This is a genomic window from Mucilaginibacter sp. NFX135, assembly GCF_048565145.1.
Classification (GTDB): domain Bacteria; phylum Bacteroidota; class Bacteroidia; order Sphingobacteriales; family Sphingobacteriaceae; genus Mucilaginibacter.
Genome location: NZ_CP183412.1, coordinates 1,447,616 through 1,464,492, shown reverse-complemented (window position 1 = coordinate 1,464,492; position 16,877 = coordinate 1,447,616). Strand labels below are relative to the sequence as shown.

Sequence of the window (16,877 nt, the reverse complement as noted above, 5' to 3'; positions counted from 1 at the left end):
TTTATATAGATCATATCTTTATTATCCTTCGTTTACAACACCCATGTTGCAGAACTTGTCAATACGTTCGGTAACCAGTTCATTGATGTCGCGTTCGCCCAATGTTTTCAGGTCTTTAAGCAATTGCTTTTTCAGAATGGAAGCCATAGCCACGGGATCCTGATGAGCACCGCCAAGAGGCTCCTTGATCACACCGTCGATCAATTTATTTTTATACATCTCTGTCGAAGTCAATTTCAATACTTCGGCGGCACGTTCTTTATTTTCCCAGGTTTTCCAAAGGATGGTTGAGCAGTTTTCGGGAGATATTACCGAATACCAGGAGTTATCAAGCATCAGTACTCTATCGCCAATACCTATACCCAAAGCTCCGCCGGATGCGCCTTCGCCTATGATCACACAGATCACCGGCACTTTTAACACCGCCATTTCAAGCAAATTGCGAGCAATGGCTTCTCCTTGTCCGCGCTCTTCCGCTTCCAAACCAGGGAAGGCTCCAGGGGTATCTATCAGGGTAACAACAGGCTTATTAAATTTTTCGGCCATTTTCATGAGCCTTAATGCTTTACGGTAACCCTCGGGATTAGCCATGCCAAAGTTGCGATATTGGCGCTCTTTGGTATTACGCCCCTTTTGGTGACCGATAAACATCACCGTTTGACCGTTCAGCGTTCCAAAGCCGCCAATGATGGCTTTATCGTCGCCTACTGTTCTGTCGCCGTGCAATTCAATAAAATCATCGCACATTAATTCAATATATTGAAGGGTATAAGGCCTTTCGGGATGACGGGAGATCTGCACCTTTTGCCAGCCGGAAAGATTTGAATATATATCCTTTTTAGCGGCATCAAGCTTGGCTTCCAGTTCGGCTACGGTTGCAGACATGTCGAGCTTGTTTTTATCCTCCACCTGCTTCACCTTTTCAATCTGCTGTATCAGCTCAGCCAGTGGCTTTTCAAAATCAAAAGTAATCTTCATACTATTTATTTGGGCCGCTAAATTAAGTAAATCCTACGGTATATTATCAATTAGGGTTTTGTAAAGTTTCCAGCTTTTTAATTTGCTGGGGAGCCATCAGGTCGCCGGTGCTTAAGCAAGCCTGTAAAATGGCGTTTCTGAGCTCGCCATAGTACAACCCGGAGCGCGTGGCATAAAATATTACATCGCCATTATTTAAGCGCTGTTTACGAAAAAGCTCATCTAAAGTTTGCTCATTTTTAATAATGAACGAACCCATTTCCACCCTTTTGCGGTGCAGTTCAGTAGCAATCGCGGTAATTTTGGTTACCTGATTTGGGCTCAGTCCCAGCTCTTTTTTAAATTTGATCGCCTGGTCGGGCATCGGAAAATGATTGATTTGAGCGGGCAATGCCAGGTTATTATACACATCCTCACCATTCAACAAAGCGGTATATTGTTTATCGGTCAATGTTTTTACCGGCGATTTTTTCAGTGTACTATCCGCCTGCTGCGCCTGAACCGCGCTACAAAAGAACAAAATGGTAATAAGTGGAAGTATTGATCTTAGCATGTGGCATTTTACGAAAAAACCTCAACTATTAGGGCATCCAACGAAAAAAAATAACTAAAAGTTAATGTATTTACAAACAAACCCAACGCATGTCATTTCGAAGGAGGTACGAGGAGAAACTATCTTTTGAGGGCAGCGAAAAATCTTCTAAAAAGGGTGTCATGCTGAGCCCCGTCGAAGCATGGTGAGTAGGCCTCTGCGCTCGACCCTTCGACGGAGCTCAGGGTGACAGCCCCGCTTTTTGTTTCTCTCTTCGTTCGAAATGAATATGGTTAATTTCACTCCACTTTCACCACTTTTGACCGCTTTGAAATACCGTTTTCATTAAACGATTCGATCTGGAAATAATAAGGCAGGTTTTTATCCATACCGTTAAAATAGTACTCGTTTTTACCGTATACCATCATGTTGTTATACAGTTTATCGGGCGCAATGCCCATGTATATGGTATAGCCTGTGGCATTATCCACCGGTTTCCATTTTAACCAGGAATTGCGACGCTCGCTGTCGCCCCGTAGTACGATAAAACTTTGAACCGTATCCGGTTTTGCCCCCGCCCCTTTACCAAATACTCGGAAGCCTGATAGGGCGAACTTTCCAGTCGGCATGTGCAGGTTCAGCATTTTGAGGTAACGCGCTTTGGCCGGAGTTTTCAGTTCTACATAGTCATGCGGTACATCGGTTTTGTTTTTGCTTTTGTCGATCAGCGGTTTCCAGGTTCTTCCGTCCAATGAAGAATAAACGATATACTGGTGAAAAACACCCAGCGATTTACCCATAAACGTAGCATCCTGATCGGCATAATTGATCTGTATGGCATTTACTGTGCTCACTTGGCCCAGGTCGGTTTTAAACCATTCGCCTTTGTTAGCTGTTTTGGCGCTCCAATAGGTTTTGATATCCTCATCAACTGCGTAATTGGGCTCATACCCGCCCAGGGTTGAGGATACTTCCACGGGTTTATTATAGTTGAGAATCATCCAGCCGGTAAAGTTGCTTTTCAGGTGATCTTCGGGACTGGCCGGTAAATAATGCGGGTAATCGCCATAAGCTGTATTGGTATACAACACGCCATCCTTGTCAAAACCAGCAGGCCAGAAACCGATCCTGCGCTCAAAATTGTTTTTTACCGAGATGCCCATGGTAGAGATATGCCAGTAGTTGCCATACTTATCCTGCCAGGTGGCCCCGTGCCCAGCTCCTTTGGCAAAGCCACCGGGCTTGTACGAGAAGGGGTTATGCTTTTGATAGATAAACGGTCCCAGCGGTTTATCGCCTATAAAAACACCGTCGGCATAGCCGCTTTGCTCGGTGCCAGGTGCCCCGAACTGCAGGTAGTATTTACCATTATGCTTGTTCATCCAGGAGCCTTCGATAAAAGGCAGCAGGAAAACATTATCGTTATGCTCGCCAAAACGTTCCCAGCCGTGTATTTCGGGGTTTAGTTTGACCAGCTCTTTTTTAGGACCGATGGGTTCAAAGGTCTTACGGTCTATCTCCTGCCCATAAAGCGGCAGCGTGTTGCTGGAGCCATGGTAGATGTAAACCCGACCATCATCGTCGGCGAACATGCCCGGGTCCCAGGCGCCCACTTTAAAGTAGTCTTTAGCGGCCTTCCAGTCGTCGTGCGTGGGGTTGGTACTCATCCACAGTGTAAAATCTTTATTATAAGTTGAACCTATAACCAGCAGGGTATCACCCAGAACCAGGGTTGCGGGAGCACAAAGCTCATCGCCCTGAACCTGATTGTAGGGCCTCAGGAACTTGCGGTACACAAATTTCCAGTTCAGCATGTCATCGCTCCACCAGTAGCCAAACTGATTGGTGCTGAACAGGTAGTATTTCCCCTTGAACAAGGTGACGGTAGGATCGGCGGTGGCGCGGTGCTTGCCCCAGGCGGCGAAGTCGGCAAAGGGTGTATAACCATAGTCAAGGTTGAGGGGATTGCAGTAGGTTAATTTTTTATTTTGCGCCTGCGCCGGCAGCAGACCGTGGCAGCATAATATCAGGAGTAAAATACGTGTACAAATTTTCATGGTTTTATAAACTTATAAAATTCAAACAGGCCAAAACTTCTTAAACCTTCTATTTTAACATTTTTCTGTTCAAAAACGGGCTAAAAACATTCAAAAATTCATTCAAAACCATCCATTTTAACACTTTTTAACAAATTTTAACTCGATTTTGGGCAGTTTAAAAAACTTTAAAAAGTAATACTTTACTTATAGTCAAATAGCCACATACCAAACGGTCGGTTTGGGGGCTATTTTATCCCTTTAACCAAACAGCCCTGCTTACAGTTTTCAAAGTAAGCAGGGCCGGCCTGTGGTATATTTAAAGATACAAAAAATGTTTGGGATGTGCAATGGGGCGACTCACCTTTGATCTGCGCTTTGCTGCATCACCCTTCAGCTTCGCTGGAAAGAGGGTTGGGAAAATATTAAAAACAACGTCATTGCGAGGTACGAAGACAACCGACCGAAGGGAGCTCATTAATGCCCATAAAAAACAAACACAACATTAATAATCTCTAAACTGTACAGAGCCGCTTCACTTGACGAATACCCGCTCTTGGCCGCGGGAGGGCCAGGTACTTTTGTCGCCACAAAAGTACCCAAAAAGGCTTTCAGCAGAAATGCTTCTTTGCGCACATGGCCTTTACCCTGCAAATCAAGCAGAACCACGGGCTGCTAAACCTTACCTCTACTTCGTTCGCCCATACCACCCGCTTCAGGTAAGGTTCGCTATGCCCTTGCCACCGCACAGGCCAACTTATTCTGCCTGATTTCGCCCGAAGCTGTTCTGCTGACGGAGGAAATAAAAAGTAACGTCATTGCGAGCGTAGCGTGGCAATCCCCAACTTACAGAGACGCTATGCATATCGGGGATTGCCACGTCGTTCCTCCTCCGCAAGGACGTGCGAGAAAAAAGGTGTATCCCCTCTTTGCGGCGTAGCCGGAGAGAGGGTGACCCAGCGAAGTGCAGATCGGTGAGTTGATGCCAGCGTTCAAATCCCCAGCGCCTCTAAAAAAAACATTTTTATTATTGTGTGTTAAAAACACAATTAATTTGTACATTCATCTCCTGAAACCCTTTTCCCTAAGAAAGCTATTCATGAAGAAGAAATACCTGCTGCTTTTGCTGCTGCAATTGTGTCTTTGCGGACATACGTTTGCCCAATACCCAAAAATGACCAAACTCTTATACGGCGTGGCTTATTATGATGAGTACATGCCCTATGAAAGGCTGGACAAAGATGTGCAGATGATGAAGGATTGCGGTATTAATGTGGTACGCATAGCCGAATCAACCTGGAGCACGGTGGAACCGCAGGATGGCGTGTTCGATTTCACCCACATCGACAGGGTGCTGAGCGCCATGCACAAAGGCGGTATCAGTGTAATTATTGGTACGCCTACTTATGCCGTACCTACCTGGATGGTGAAAAAGCACCCCGAAATACTGGCTATTACCCCATCGGGCCAAAGCCAGTACGGGGCAAGGCAAAACATGGACATCAGCAATGTTGATTTTAAGTTTTATGCCAACCGGGTGATCCGGAAGATCATGGAGCATGTGAAGGATAACCCGGCTGTGATCGGTTACCAGGTGGATAACGAAACCAAATCATACGGTACATCCGGGCCAAATGTGCAGGCTTTGTTTGTGAAATACATGCAGGCCAAATACAAAACGCTGGATAACATCAATAAGATATTCGGCCTGGATTACTGGAGCAACCGCATCAATAACTGGGACGATTTCCCATCGATGAACGGTACCATCAACGGCAGTCTGGCTGCTGAGTTTGCCAAGTTTCAGCGGCAACTGGTTACCGATTATATGGCCTGGCAGGCTGCTATTATCAGGGAATATAAACGCCCTGATCAGTTTATCACCCATAATTTTGATTTTGATTGGCGGGGTTACTCCTTTGGTATACAAACCGAGGTTGACCATTTTGCCGCTGCAAAAGCGCTGGACATTGCCGGTGTTGATATTTATCATGCCAGCCAGGATAAGCTAACCGGCGCCGAAATTTCATTCGGAGGTGATGTGGCGCGTTCCATGAAGGGTGTTAAAAATTACCTGGTGATGGAAACCGAAGCACAAGGCTTTCCGCAATGGACACCTTACCCCGGGCAGCTCCGGTTGCAGGCTTTTAGTCACCTGGCCTCGGGCGCCAACATGGTGGAGTATTGGCCCTGGCACTCCATCCACAACTCGGCCGAAACTTACTGGAAAGGCTTGCTGAGTCATGATTTTGAACCCAACCCGGTTTATAACGAAGCCAAAACCATCGGGAGGGATTTTGCCCGCTTAAGCCCGCAACTCATCAACCTCAAAAAGAAAAGTGAAGTAGCTATCTTATTCAGCAATGAGGCACTCAGCGGTTTCAAAGCCTTTGGTTTTGGATGGGGTGTACGCACCGGTTATAATGAGGTATTGCGGCAATTTTACGATGGCCTTTACCACATGAACATTCCCTGTGATTTTGTTGACCCCAGCAGCTCAAGTATCGAAAATTATAAAGTGCTCATCGTGCCTCTGCTGTATGCCGCGCCCGATAGTTTGCTGCAGCGTTTAAACCGTTTTGTAAAAAACGGCGGTCATATTATTTATACTTTTAAAAGCGGCTTCTCTGACGAAAACGTAAAGGTTCGTACCAAGCACCAGCCAGGCATTATTGAGGAGGCTTGCGGTATTTACTACAGCCAGTTCACAGTACCCGAAAATGTATCGCTCAAAGGCGACCTGGGCTTAAGCGATGCTGATAAAAAGCTCAATACCTGGATGGAACTGATAACCCCTACCACAGCCAAAGTATTGGCCTATTACGACCACCCGGTTTGGGGTAAGTATGCAGCCATTACCGAAAATAATTATGGCAAAGGGATAGCCACTTACATAGGTTGCCTTACCACCAGCGCGGTGACCGATAAGCTCCTGGCCGACGCGGTTAAAAAAGCAGGCTTATGGAATGAGGATCAGCAGATCGCCTTCCCTGTCATCACCAAATCGGGTGTTAATCAAAAAGGAAAAACGGTTCACTATTATTTCAATTATTCGAATAAGGAAACCAGTTTCACGTATCCTTATAACAATGGTAAGGAACTGTTATCCGGAAATAGTGTAAGTAAAAATACCGCTGTACAGCTTGCACCCTGGGATGTAAAGATCATTGAGGTTGATTAATTTTCTTGTTATAGAGACGCAAATATGCGTCTCCCTTCAAGATGAGATGGCATATATCCGGGTTGCCATGCAATTGAGAGACGCAAATATACGTCTCTACAGACGTAAAAAGGGGTTGTTATGCTGCCTGTCGAAACATGGAGGGCGAACATCTGCGCTCGACTCTTCGACGGAGCTCAGAGTGGCAGCTCTCCGCTGTTCGAAGTCTCTGACTTTGAACGATTATGCGGTAGTTTTCAACTACCGCGGCGCAAAATTAAATCTTGTTATCCTATGCCTGTAGTCAGAGACTACAAGCATATTTAATCCGAAGTCAGAGACTTCGGACAGCGATGATTGTCATGCTGATTTCGAAGCATGGTGGGCAGGCATCTGCGCTCGACTCTTCAATGGAACTCAGCGTGACAGCCCCTTTGGGTATTAGCGCATCAAGCTACCCTCTTCAACGTAAACGCAAACCTGCTGCCTGCACCCAGTTCGCTGTCTACAGCGATCTTGCCTGATTGTGCTTCGATAAAATCTTTGGCTATAGCCAGGCCCAGGCCTGTGCCGGTTTGATCGGCGGTGGCATTGGGGACTTTGAAATAGCGTTCGAAAAGGCGCGACAAGTATTGCTCTTCTATCCCTTTGCCATGATCCTGTACAGAAAACTCGATCTCGTCGGCATGGCGTTTTTTCACCACCAGTTCTACCGTTGATTTTTCGTGACTGTATTTGATGGCATTGGACAGCAGATTAATAAGCACCCAGGTGGTTTTATCCAGATCAGCGTGAACATCGGGCAGGTTTTCATCACAGTCGACCTTGATAGTCACCTGTTTCTGATCGGCTATAAATTTGATGGCCTTTACCGCGTAATCCACTATGTTTCTGGGATGGGTTTTGCCAAAGTTAAGTTGCAGCTTACCCGTTTCAACCTGGGCCATATCCAGCAGTTCGCCGGTTATTTGCAGCAGGCGGCGGGCATCTTCCTCAATGTTCTCCAATAGTTGCCGTTGCTCGGCATTTACATCGCCAATACGCACATCCTCCAATAATTTGAGACTCATTTTGATGGATGAGATCGGGGTTTTTAATTCGTGCGATATGGTGGCGATGAAATTGGTTTTAGCCTCATCCAACTGCTGATATTCGGTAATGTTTTTCAGGATGATCACCTTGCCTATCACCCTGTCTTTACTGCTTACTGAGAGCGACTCGCGCGAATAAAAACTCTCGCGGTTATCGGCAAATATTTTTAGCCTGGCCTGATCATTTACCAATAGATTACGCAGCAGGTCGTTTTCGGTAGCCACGTCAGGTGCATAACGGCCATTGAGCTGATCGGCGGTCATGCCTATCAATGAGCAGGCTACTTCATTGGCAAATATGATGATCATTTTTTCGTCCAGACCTAAAATGGCATCGTGCATAGAATTGATGATGGTTTCGATCCGTTTCTTTTCAAAAAGGATACTGGCCAGGTTGCTGTTCTCAAATTCATCCAGCTTACGGGTCATGTTGTTAAAGGCTTGCCCCAATTCGCCAAACTCGTCGTCTGATTTAAAATGAATTTGCTGATGATAATTACGATTGGATACCTCTTTGATGCGGGCGGTAAGCTCCTTCAAAGGGTTAGCTATATAACCCGGGAAATTAACCGCGAAACTAAAAGCCACCAGGAATAAGAACGCCCCGCAAAAAGCAACCAGTATGGTGGCACGCTTGGCTGTACCTTTGGCAATATCATTTTTATGGGAAATGGCCGTCATGTTTAGCTGCATAAACTTATAAACCAATTGCCTTGCCTGCACGCGTAATGCGGTTAGCTTAGCGGCATCGTGATTTTGCAGTTTGATCTCCTCAAAAACGGAACGCAGAGAAGCAGCTGTTTGGCCTTCGCCGGTCTCGGTAATGTTGTGCTCCTCCTGCACCAGGTTAGTTTCAATTATTTTTAATTGCGACGGGCTAAGCGGTCCGCCATCTGCATCAACAGCCGACAGGATCTGCTGGCCGTACTGCAATGATTTATAGTTATCTTTTAGAATAGCACCAGCATCGGCCGACAAACGGTTGAGGAAATACACCGACAACCCGCAGCAGATGAATGATAGTACAAACAAAAAACCTATGCCTGTACGCAGTTTATTTTTAATGGTCATGTTATGATAGTATTACAAGGTCAATATCAGTTTTTGACATTTTATTTAACAATTGGGTAAACACCGCCGTTTTCATGATCAACTGGTAAAATTTAAACCTCGGTTTACCAATACAAATGGTGGTGATATCATATTTTTCGGCCGTTTCCCAAATGGCTTTAGCTATGTGATCGTTTTTTACTTTAAGTACTTCGCCGCCCAGCTGCGTGGCCAGTTTCATATTGTTGATGAGGTGGCGCTGCGATGCCAGGTTTATTTTATCGCTGCTTTCGCGCGAGGTTTGTACATATAGCACATACCATTTAGAACGATAGTATGACGACAACCGGGCCGTTTTGCGGATAATTATTTTTGCCGACGCGTCATTGGTACTAATGCAGGCCAAAAAAAGTTCGGGCCGCAGTTTAATGTTTTTGGGTATCTCGGTATCAATTTTCCGTTCAACCTGGTGAGCTACCTCGCGCAGGGCCAGCTCCCGCAGCTGCAGTATCCGCTCGGCCTGGAAAAAGTTACTGAGCGCCAGCGGTACTTTCTTTTCATCATATATCTTCCCCTCCTTTAAACGATCGATCAACTCATCGGCAGTCAAGTCGATATTCACTACCTCATCAGCCATTTGCAAAACCTTATCGGGGATGCGCTCGCTTATGGTTGCCCCGGTAATGCGCTGCACTTCCTCGTTCAGGCTTTCCATATGCTGGATGTTCACCGCGCTGATCACGTTGATACCCGCGTTCAGGATCTCCATCACATCCTGCCAGCGTTTTTCGTTGCTGCTGCCTTCAATATTGGTATGAGCCAATTCATCAACCACCACCACTTCGGGGCGCAGGCTGATGATAGCTTTCAGGTCCATCTCTTCCAGCTCTTTGCCTTTATAAAATAACTTACGGCGTGGTATTACCGGCAAGCCTTCCAGTTGAGCCACGGTTTCTTTACGGCCGTGAGTTTCAATGTAGCCTATTTTAACATCGATGCCATTACGCATCAGGGCCTGGGCCTCCAGCAGCATGCGGTAGGTTTTACCCACACCGGCGCTCATGCCTATGTAAACCTTAAATTTACCCCTCCTTGAACGTTTTATAAGTTCCAGGAAATGCTCAACAGACTGCTCTTTATTTTCTTCGCTCATTTATGTTTCTATTATCAAGTGGTGCCGACTCACCCCGACGTCGCTACGCTTGTCACCCCTCTCTCCGCTTCGCGCATAGAGGGGATTTTATTTCCCCTAAGCCCTCTCCGGCTTCGCTGCAAAGAGGGAGAGAGTTTTATTTTTTTCAACCTTCTTTTTTTCAACCTTCGATTCCCTCTTTACGCCGTAGGCGAAGAGAGGGATGTCGAGCGAAGCGATGACAGGGTGAGTCGATTGTGCGGCATTTAACCGCACAGCCCTACCTATATCTAAACTTAGCATTTTCATCGTTAATAATTTTTTTTATAAAACTAATAAAAGGAGATTCCGAAAAATCCCCTTTTATAGTATGAATGTTCGTCAACCAAACTTATAATTAACAACCAAACATTAATTATAGAAAACAATCATACATATCTTCGGCCTCACCTAAGAAGGCTGTCACCCTGATCTCCATCGACTCACCCCGACTTCGCTACGCTTGTCACCCCTCTCTCCGCTTCGCGCATAGAGGGGATTTTTCTTTCTTTTTTACCCGCTTTGCGACTTGTCGCAGAGAGGGTGGTCCAGCGAAGCGTAAACTGGGTGAGTCAGTTCTACAACTCGACTATCACACGGGTGAGGCTCCTAAAACGCATACACCGCTGCCAAAACAAATTGAGAGGCAGTTTTGGTCGGATCGCCCGACCGGTTTGTAAATCCTTCCGCCGATCCGCCGTCGAGCCTAACCTCAGGTATCAGCGATAACGGGCCTGCCTTAATATTAGCGGTAAACGTTACCGCGGTAACATGTTCTCCCGGTACCGGACCAGCTAAGGTTAGGTCGCCGCTTTTTGTTTTAAAATATTCTCCACGTAAACCCAGGGTCACTGCTTTTGTCACCGCGTATTGTGGGTATAGCGCCACACCTGTAAATCCACCGGTTATGCCGTTGTTGGCTTTATAATCAGCAGCGTTCAGTCCCAGTTTAAAGGCATTTGTGATCTGGTAAGCCGTGGTCAGGTCGAACTCCGTTCCCGAAGTTTTACCGGTGATCACGTTCAGGTAGGCCGTCCAGCCTTTTACGGGCACTATGGTTAACTGCGCGCCAAAATTGTTTACACTATTGGCGGATTTATAGGCATTCCATTGATCGTTAAACACACCCGCCATCAGGCTTACCTTATCAGTAAATGCATAGGTGGCCTTAAAGCCGGCATTCTGAAAAGGACCGTTGGTGAACAGGTACGAAGTGGAATAGTTAAAATTACCTGTAGGGCTGATCACTTCATAACCAATGAAGGTAGCCATATAACCACCTGTTAGTACCAGTTTATCAGTTAAATCATAGGCTATATAAAGGTTTTGGATATGGAACGAATTATTATTGGCACCTGCATTAGGGATGGATTGCTCCTGCCCCCGCGGACCAAATGACAACTCGCCCACAAATGCCGCCTTCCCAACTTTTTTCTTCAGTCCCAGATCGATCATGCCAATGGATATAGAATTTTGATCGGTAGCGAAGCTGGTTGGTATATTGTTTTTTCGTCCAGAGAAGTCGTATTTATAATAAGTATCTACAGAGCCGGATATAATTAACGGCGGATCTGTTTTAGTGCTGTCCTGGGCTTTTGCTGCCAGGCTGGTTATTAAAATAATTGCTGATATAATTAGTAAGGGTTTCATTTTATATGGTATAATCTCTAAGAGAAAGGATCGGGGTTCGGGTTGCGAGGCTCGGGGAAATAATGGTCTATTAAAACCCGAACCCCCAATCCTCGAACCTCGATCCTCAATCTCCGTCCCGGTTATTTTTTAAGCTCTTCTAAAGCTATATTTAGTTTAAGCACATTTACTTTGCTTGGGCCAAACAGGCCAAACATTGGTTTTTCGGTGTGTTCATCAACCAGTTTGGTTAACTGACTGGCAGATAGTCCACGAGCTTTAGCAACACGGGCTACCTGTACCTGGGCACCTGCCGGTGAAATATCAGGATCCAAACCACTGCCCGATGCGGTAACCAGTTCGGCAGGGATCTGGGCACGGGTTACACCTGGATTATGTTTTAAGAAATCCTCAATCCGTTTTTCAACGTCTTTCAGGTAATCAGGATTTGAGGGACCTTTGTTTGAACCGCCTGATCCGGCAGCATTATAATCAACTGCCGATGGACGGCCCCAGAAGTATTCGTCTTTAGTGAATTTCTGACCTTCCAGCGCGTAGCCTACTACACGACCTTTATAGGTTAATGTTTCGCCATCACCACGACCGGGAGTTAATTTACCTACACCAGCAACAGCCAGTGGATATATGCCTGCAGTTATTACGATCAAAATGAGCGTTAACTTTAATGAGGGCAACAAATATGTTTTCATCGTTTTAATTATTGAATTATTGATTTAGTGAATTAGTGAATTAGTGAATTCTGTTGTCTGAATCAGAATTGCCCATTCGTCATTTGCATATCTACGCATTTGCAAATCTGCATATTCGCACATCTGCACATCTACAGGAACATCCCTACGGCCAGGTCTATCAGTTTAATACCAATGAATGGAATTATTACACCGCCCAAACCGTATATCAGCAGGTTGCGGCGCAACAGTGCGCTTGCACCTATCGGTTTGTATTCCACACCTCTTAATGCCAGTGGTATAAGCAATGGTATAATGATGGCGTTAAATATTACCGCTGATAATATGGCCGATTCCGGGCTGTGCAGGTCCATGATGTTAAGGGCCTTTAATGAGGGTATAGATACCATGAACAGGGCTGGTACAATGGCGAAATACTTGGCCACGTCATTAGCTATACTGAAAGTGGTTAATGTACCACGGGTCATGAGCAGCTGTTTACCTATCTCCACAATCTCAATCAGCTTGGTTGGGTCATTATCCAGATCCACCATGTTACCGGCTTCTTTGGCGGCCTGGGTACCACTGTTCATGGCCACACCCACGTCGGCTTGTGCCAGGGCGGGGGCATCATTTGTACCATCGCCCATCATGGCTACCAGTTTACCGCCTTGTTGTTCAGCTTTAATGTAGTTCATTTTATCTTCTGGCTTGGCCTCGGCAATAAAATCATCCACACCGGCCTTTTCGGCAATAAATTTGGCGGTAAGCGGGTTATCGCCGGTTACCATTACGGTTTTAACACCCATTTTGCGCAGGCGTTCAAAACGTTCGGCAATACCGGTTTTAATGATATCCTGCAGCTCGATCACACCCATGATCTTTTCGTTTTGCGATACCACCAATGGGGTACCACCGTTTGAGGAGATCTTTTTCACATTATCTTCTACCTCAGTAGGGAACGGGTGACCGGCCTTTAAAGCGATATTCCGTATCGAATCAAACGCGCCTTTACGGATCCGCAAACCATCAGGCGTATCCAAACCGCTTGAACGGGTTTCGGCAGTAAATTTGATGAATACCGCGTCTTTAGGAGCAACCACTTTTGGCATGGTTTTGTCTTCATGGGCCAGTTCAACAATTGATTTACCTTCGGGGGTTTCATCAGCCAGGGAGCTCAGCACACAGGCGGCAACAAAGTTTTCATTTGTAACTCCCGTAGCCGGATAAAAGTTGGTGGCTTTACGGTTACCTATGGTAATGGTACCGGTTTTATCCAGCAGCAAAGTGTCAAGGTCACCGGCGGTTTCTACCGCTTTGCCCGATTTGGTGATCACGTTGGCCCTTAAAGCCCTGTCCATCCCTGCGATACCGATGGCTGATAACAGACCGCCGATTGTAGTAGGAATTAAACACACGAACAGGGAGATAAAGGCAGCTATAGTTATAGGGGTATTGGCATAATCTCCAAATGGTTTCAGGGTAACACATACGATCACGAAGATAAGCGTGAAACCCGACAGCAAAATAGTTAAGGCTATTTCATTTGGTGTTTTCTGGCGCGATGCACCTTCAACCAGGGCAATCATCTTATCCAGGAAGCTTTCGCCAGGCTGGGTAGTTACCATTACTTTGATCTTGTCTGACAGTACTTTGGTACCACCGGTAACAGATGATTTATCACCACCTGATTCGCGGATAACTGGGGCAGATTCGCCGGTAATGGCCGACTCATCAATAGTAGCGATACCTTCTATGATCTCGCCATCTGTTGGGATGTTATCACCTGTTTCGCAGATAAACACATCGCCTTTTTTTAATTGGGATGACATTACCATTTGCTCCTTGCCGTTAACCAGCAAACGGGCAGGTGTTTCTTCGCGGGTTTTGCGCAGGCTTTCGGCTTGTGCTTTACCACGTGCTTCGGCAATGGCCTCGGCAAAATTGGCAAACAGTACGGTTAAAAATAAAACAATGAATACGGTAAAGTTATAGGCAAAGCTACCCTGCCCTTTATTGGCAAAAGAGTAAATGCTTACAATGAGCATCACAAACGTACCGATCTCTACAGTGAACATCACCGGGTTACGGAACAGGATGCGTGGGTTTAGTTTGATGAATGACTGCTTAAAAGCATCTTTCATCTGGTCACCCTGGAATAATGTATTTTGATTTGAGTTCATGATTTATATTTTTAGGCCTCACCCTGCCCTCTCCAAAGGAGAGGGTTTTCAAGTCCTCTCCTTTGGAGAGGATTTAGCTGAGGCTTGTTTATTTTAATGAAAAATGTTCGGCAATTGGACCTAATGCCAGTGCAGGGAAAAATGACAGGGCAGCAATGATCATGATCACCGCGAAGATCATTATTCCGAAAGTTGTGGTATCACTTTTTAGTGTTCCGGCTGATTCAGGGATGAATTTTTTATTGGCTAATAAACCGGCAATTGCCAGCGGACCAATAATGGGCAGGAACCGGCCCAGGATCATTACGATACCTGTGGTAACGTTCCAGAAAATATTACCATCGCCCAAACCCTCAAAACCCGAACCGTTGTTGGCCGCTGCTGAAGTGTACTCATACAGCATTTCGGAAAAACCGTGGTTGCCCGGGTTATTTAACCAGCTGGATGGCTTAACGGCCCAGTCGGCGCCGGGCATATGTACCACTACGTATGATGATATGGCCAGGCCAACCAGGATAATAAAGGGGTGCAATAAGGCGATCAAGGAAGCGATCTTCATTTCGCGGGCCTCTATCTTCCGGCCGAAAAACTCTGGTGTTCGTCCTACCATCAGTCCGGATATAAATACCGCGATGATGATAAAGATGTAAAAGTTGAGGATCCCTACGCCACAACCGCCATAAAAACAGTTCACCATCATACCCAGCAACATCATGTTACCAGACATAGGCATGGCGCTGTCATGCATGGAGTTGACCGAACCGGTAGATATAATGGTAGTCACGATGCTCCAGTAGGTCGAGTTAGCCGGACCAAACCGAACTTCCTTACCTTCCATAGCGCCGGATGGCTGGCTGACACCCATATGGGCTATAGCCGGGTTACCATTCAGCTCGGCATTCATGGTCGGAATCAGGAACAGGAGCATGCCTATCGTCATCACGCCAAACACAACGTAAGCGAACTTCTTTTTATTGAGATAAAAACCAAGGGCAAATACCAATGCTATAGGGATCAGTACCTGGGCAACCAATTCGGTTGTATTAGTTAAATAATTAGGGTTTTCAATAGGATGGGCCGAGTTGGCGCCGAACCAGCCGCCACCGTTAGTACCTAAGTGCTTAATAGCTACTAAGGCAGCAACCGGTCCGCGGGATACGTGAACAGTATCGCCCTGCATGCTGATAAAAGTATCCTTACCGGCATAGCTGGTAGTCATGCCATTGAAAGCAAATATTACAGCAATTACGAATGATATAGGCAGTAATACGCGGGTGATGGTTTTTACAAAGTAATCCCAAAAGTTACCCAGCTTATCGGTTACTTTATCTTTCATGGCCCTGAATAACACAACCAGCGCGGCAATGCCGGTAGCTGCAGATACAAAGTGCAGGAACATGAATACAAAATGCTGTGTAAAATAGGTAGCGCCGCTTTCGCCGGAGTAGTGCTGCAAGTTACAGTTCACCAAAAAGCTGATAGCGGTATTGAAAGCCGTATCTGCCGACTGGCCGGGGTTTGCATCCGGGTTTAGCGGCAGGTGACCTTGCGCCATTAAACAAACAAAGGCATAAATGAGCCATACGCTATTAATAGTAAGCAGGGCAAATAAATGCTGTTTCCAGTTCATTTCTTTTTTGGCGTCGATGCCGCTAAAACGGAAAATGAAACGTTCTAACGGGGCCAGAAAATCGAGCCAGGTTTTCTCGCCTTTAAAAACACGGGCAATGTACCGGCCCAAAGGTATTGCCAGCGCGAGTGTGAGCAGGTAGGTAAATATTACACCTGAAATTTCAGTGTTCATGATTTAAGTAATTAAAATTTTTCGGGTTTAAGCAGCACATATACCATGTATACAAACACGGCTACGGCCACAATGAATAATGCGATCATGGTGATTAGATTTTTTCGAAGTAATTAACTGATTTAAAAAAGATCCAGAAGATGGCCGCAAAGACCACCACGTAAATAATAACTTGTAAAACATCCATAGTATTCAATATTTTCAGAGTCCTTTACCAAGCAAATGCCAATAATTAAAAACATACAGGTAAATAACTGTATTACAGCCATTTATTTAGTTCATTAAAGTTATCGGTAGGCTTTTTAATCAAAGTAAGCCTATCATTTTGATAGGCTGAATATCAAAGTGGGAGTTGTTTTAGTTCGTTAGCCATATCGCAGACGACTCACCCCGTCTGCGCTTCGCTGGACGACCCTCTCTGCCGCGAAGCGGCAAAGAGGGTAAAAAAACCCCCACGCCTCATTACGAGGTACTAAGCCCCCTCTAAATCTCCCCCAAAGGGGGAGACTTCAAAAAAATATTTTAAAGCCCTCTCCTTTGGAGAGGGTTGGGTG

General features: G+C 45.8%; 13 protein-coding genes. 1 reads left to right on the top strand and 12 read right to left on the bottom strand.

Features of this window, described 5'->3' with window-relative positions; genetic code table 11:
* Positions 1 to 21: 21 nt before the first annotated feature.
* From ACNURT_RS06420 to ACNURT_RS06405, 4 genes are all read right to left on the bottom strand, one after another.
* Entirely contained in the window at positions 22 to 978 is a 957-nt protein-coding gene (locus ACNURT_RS06420) for an acetyl-CoA carboxylase carboxyltransferase subunit alpha (protein WP_419701035.1), read from the bottom strand.
* Positions 979 to 1,024: 46 nt separating this feature from the next.
* The gene (locus tag ACNURT_RS06415; protein ID WP_419701034.1) at positions 1,025 to 1,531 is read right to left on the bottom strand and encodes a hypothetical protein; all 507 of its coding nucleotides are present in this window, start codon (positions 1,529 to 1,531) and stop codon (positions 1,025 to 1,027) included.
* A gap of 278 nt (positions 1,532 to 1,809) precedes the next feature.
* Positions 1,810 to 3,567 (bottom strand): family 43 glycosylhydrolase, encoded by a 1,758-nt coding sequence (locus tag ACNURT_RS06410; protein ID WP_419701033.1) that lies wholly within the window; start codon positions 3,565 to 3,567, stop codon positions 1,810 to 1,812.
* A gap of 456 nt (positions 3,568 to 4,023) precedes the next feature.
* Positions 4,024 to 4,215: a hypothetical protein gene (locus tag ACNURT_RS06405; protein WP_419701032.1), complete on the bottom strand. Its 192-nt coding sequence runs from the start codon at positions 4,213 to 4,215 to the stop codon at positions 4,024 to 4,026.
* A 430-nt stretch (positions 4,216 to 4,645) separates the two neighbouring features.
* Between ACNURT_RS06405 and ACNURT_RS06400 the strand changes: the two genes are divergently transcribed.
* On the top strand, positions 4,646 to 6,727 hold the full coding sequence (locus ACNURT_RS06400; protein WP_419701031.1) for a beta-galactosidase: 2,082 nt from the start codon (positions 4,646 to 4,648) through the stop codon (positions 6,725 to 6,727).
* Between the two features lie 428 nt (positions 6,728 to 7,155).
* On the opposite strand, the gene ACNURT_RS06395 is transcribed toward ACNURT_RS06400, so the two are convergent.
* From ACNURT_RS06395 to kdpF, 8 genes are all read right to left on the bottom strand, one after another.
* Positions 7,156 to 8,868 (bottom strand): ATP-binding protein, encoded by a 1,713-nt coding sequence (locus ACNURT_RS06395; protein ID WP_419701030.1) that lies wholly within the window; start codon positions 8,866 to 8,868, stop codon positions 7,156 to 7,158.
* Between the two features lies 1 nt (position 8,869).
* The gene (locus tag ACNURT_RS06390) at positions 8,870 to 10,000 is read right to left on the bottom strand and encodes a sensor protein KdpD (RefSeq protein WP_419701029.1); all 1,131 of its coding nucleotides are present in this window, start codon (positions 9,998 to 10,000) and stop codon (positions 8,870 to 8,872) included.
* A gap of 96 nt (positions 10,001 to 10,096) precedes the next feature.
* Complete coding sequence (locus ACNURT_RS06385) at positions 10,097 to 10,288, bottom strand: hypothetical protein (RefSeq protein WP_419701028.1); 192 nt, start codon at positions 10,286 to 10,288, stop codon at positions 10,097 to 10,099.
* Between the two features lie 339 nt (positions 10,289 to 10,627).
* Positions 10,628 to 11,668, bottom strand: coding sequence for an outer membrane beta-barrel protein (locus tag ACNURT_RS06380; RefSeq protein WP_419701027.1), 1,041 nt, complete (start codon positions 11,666 to 11,668; stop codon positions 10,628 to 10,630).
* Positions 11,669 to 11,790: 122 nt separating this feature from the next.
* Positions 11,791 to 12,357 carry a K(+)-transporting ATPase subunit C gene (locus ACNURT_RS06375; protein ID WP_370993972.1) on the bottom strand — a complete coding sequence of 189 codons (567 nt, stop codon included), beginning with the start codon at positions 12,355 to 12,357 and terminating at the stop codon, positions 11,791 to 11,793.
* Between the two features lie 131 nt (positions 12,358 to 12,488).
* Positions 12,489 to 14,519, bottom strand: a complete 2,031-nt coding sequence (gene kdpB / locus ACNURT_RS06370) for a potassium-transporting ATPase subunit KdpB (RefSeq protein WP_370993973.1) — start codon at positions 14,517 to 14,519, stop codon at positions 12,489 to 12,491.
* Between the two features lie 88 nt (positions 14,520 to 14,607).
* Positions 14,608 to 16,323, bottom strand: a complete 1,716-nt coding sequence (gene kdpA / locus ACNURT_RS06365) for a potassium-transporting ATPase subunit KdpA (protein WP_419701026.1) — start codon at positions 16,321 to 16,323, stop codon at positions 14,608 to 14,610.
* Between the two features lie 11 nt (positions 16,324 to 16,334).
* Positions 16,335 to 16,412 carry a K(+)-transporting ATPase subunit F gene (kdpF, locus tag ACNURT_RS06360; RefSeq protein WP_090651871.1) on the bottom strand — a complete coding sequence of 26 codons (78 nt, stop codon included), beginning with the start codon at positions 16,410 to 16,412 and terminating at the stop codon, positions 16,335 to 16,337.
* Positions 16,413 to 16,877 lie beyond the last annotated feature (465 nt).

Coding starts and splice junctions, on each gene's coding strand:
- ACNURT_RS06420 (WP_419701035.1), bottom strand. CDS start 978: ATGAAGATTACTTTTGATTTTGAAAAGCCACTGGCTGAGCTGATACAG.
- ACNURT_RS06415 (WP_419701034.1), bottom strand. CDS start 1,531: ATGCTAAGATCAATACTTCCACTTATTACCATTTTGTTCTTTTGTAGC.
- ACNURT_RS06410 (WP_419701033.1), bottom strand. CDS start 3,567: ATGAAAATTTGTACACGTATTTTACTCCTGATATTATGCTGCCACGGT.
- ACNURT_RS06400 (WP_419701031.1), top strand. CDS start 4,646: ATGAAGAAGAAATACCTGCTGCTTTTGCTGCTGCAATTGTGTCTTTGC.
- ACNURT_RS06395 (WP_419701030.1), bottom strand. CDS start 8,868: ATGACCATTAAAAATAAACTGCGTACAGGCATAGGTTTTTTGTTTGTA.
- ACNURT_RS06390 (WP_419701029.1), bottom strand. CDS start 10,000: ATGAGCGAAGAAAATAAAGAGCAGTCTGTTGAGCATTTCCTGGAACTT.
- ACNURT_RS06385 (WP_419701028.1), bottom strand. CDS start 10,288: ATGAAAATGCTAAGTTTAGATATAGGTAGGGCTGTGCGGTTAAATGCC.
- ACNURT_RS06380 (WP_419701027.1), bottom strand. CDS start 11,668: ATGAAACCCTTACTAATTATATCAGCAATTATTTTAATAACCAGCCTG.
- ACNURT_RS06375 (WP_370993972.1), bottom strand. CDS start 12,357: ATGAAAACATATTTGTTGCCCTCATTAAAGTTAACGCTCATTTTGATC.
- kdpB (WP_370993973.1), bottom strand. CDS start 14,519: ATGAACTCAAATCAAAATACATTATTCCAGGGTGACCAGATGAAAGAT.
- kdpA (WP_419701026.1), bottom strand. CDS start 16,323: ATGAACACTGAAATTTCAGGTGTAATATTTACCTACCTGCTCACACTC.
- kdpF (WP_090651871.1), bottom strand. CDS start 16,412: ATGATCGCATTATTCATTGTGGCCGTAGCCGTGTTTGTATACATGGTA.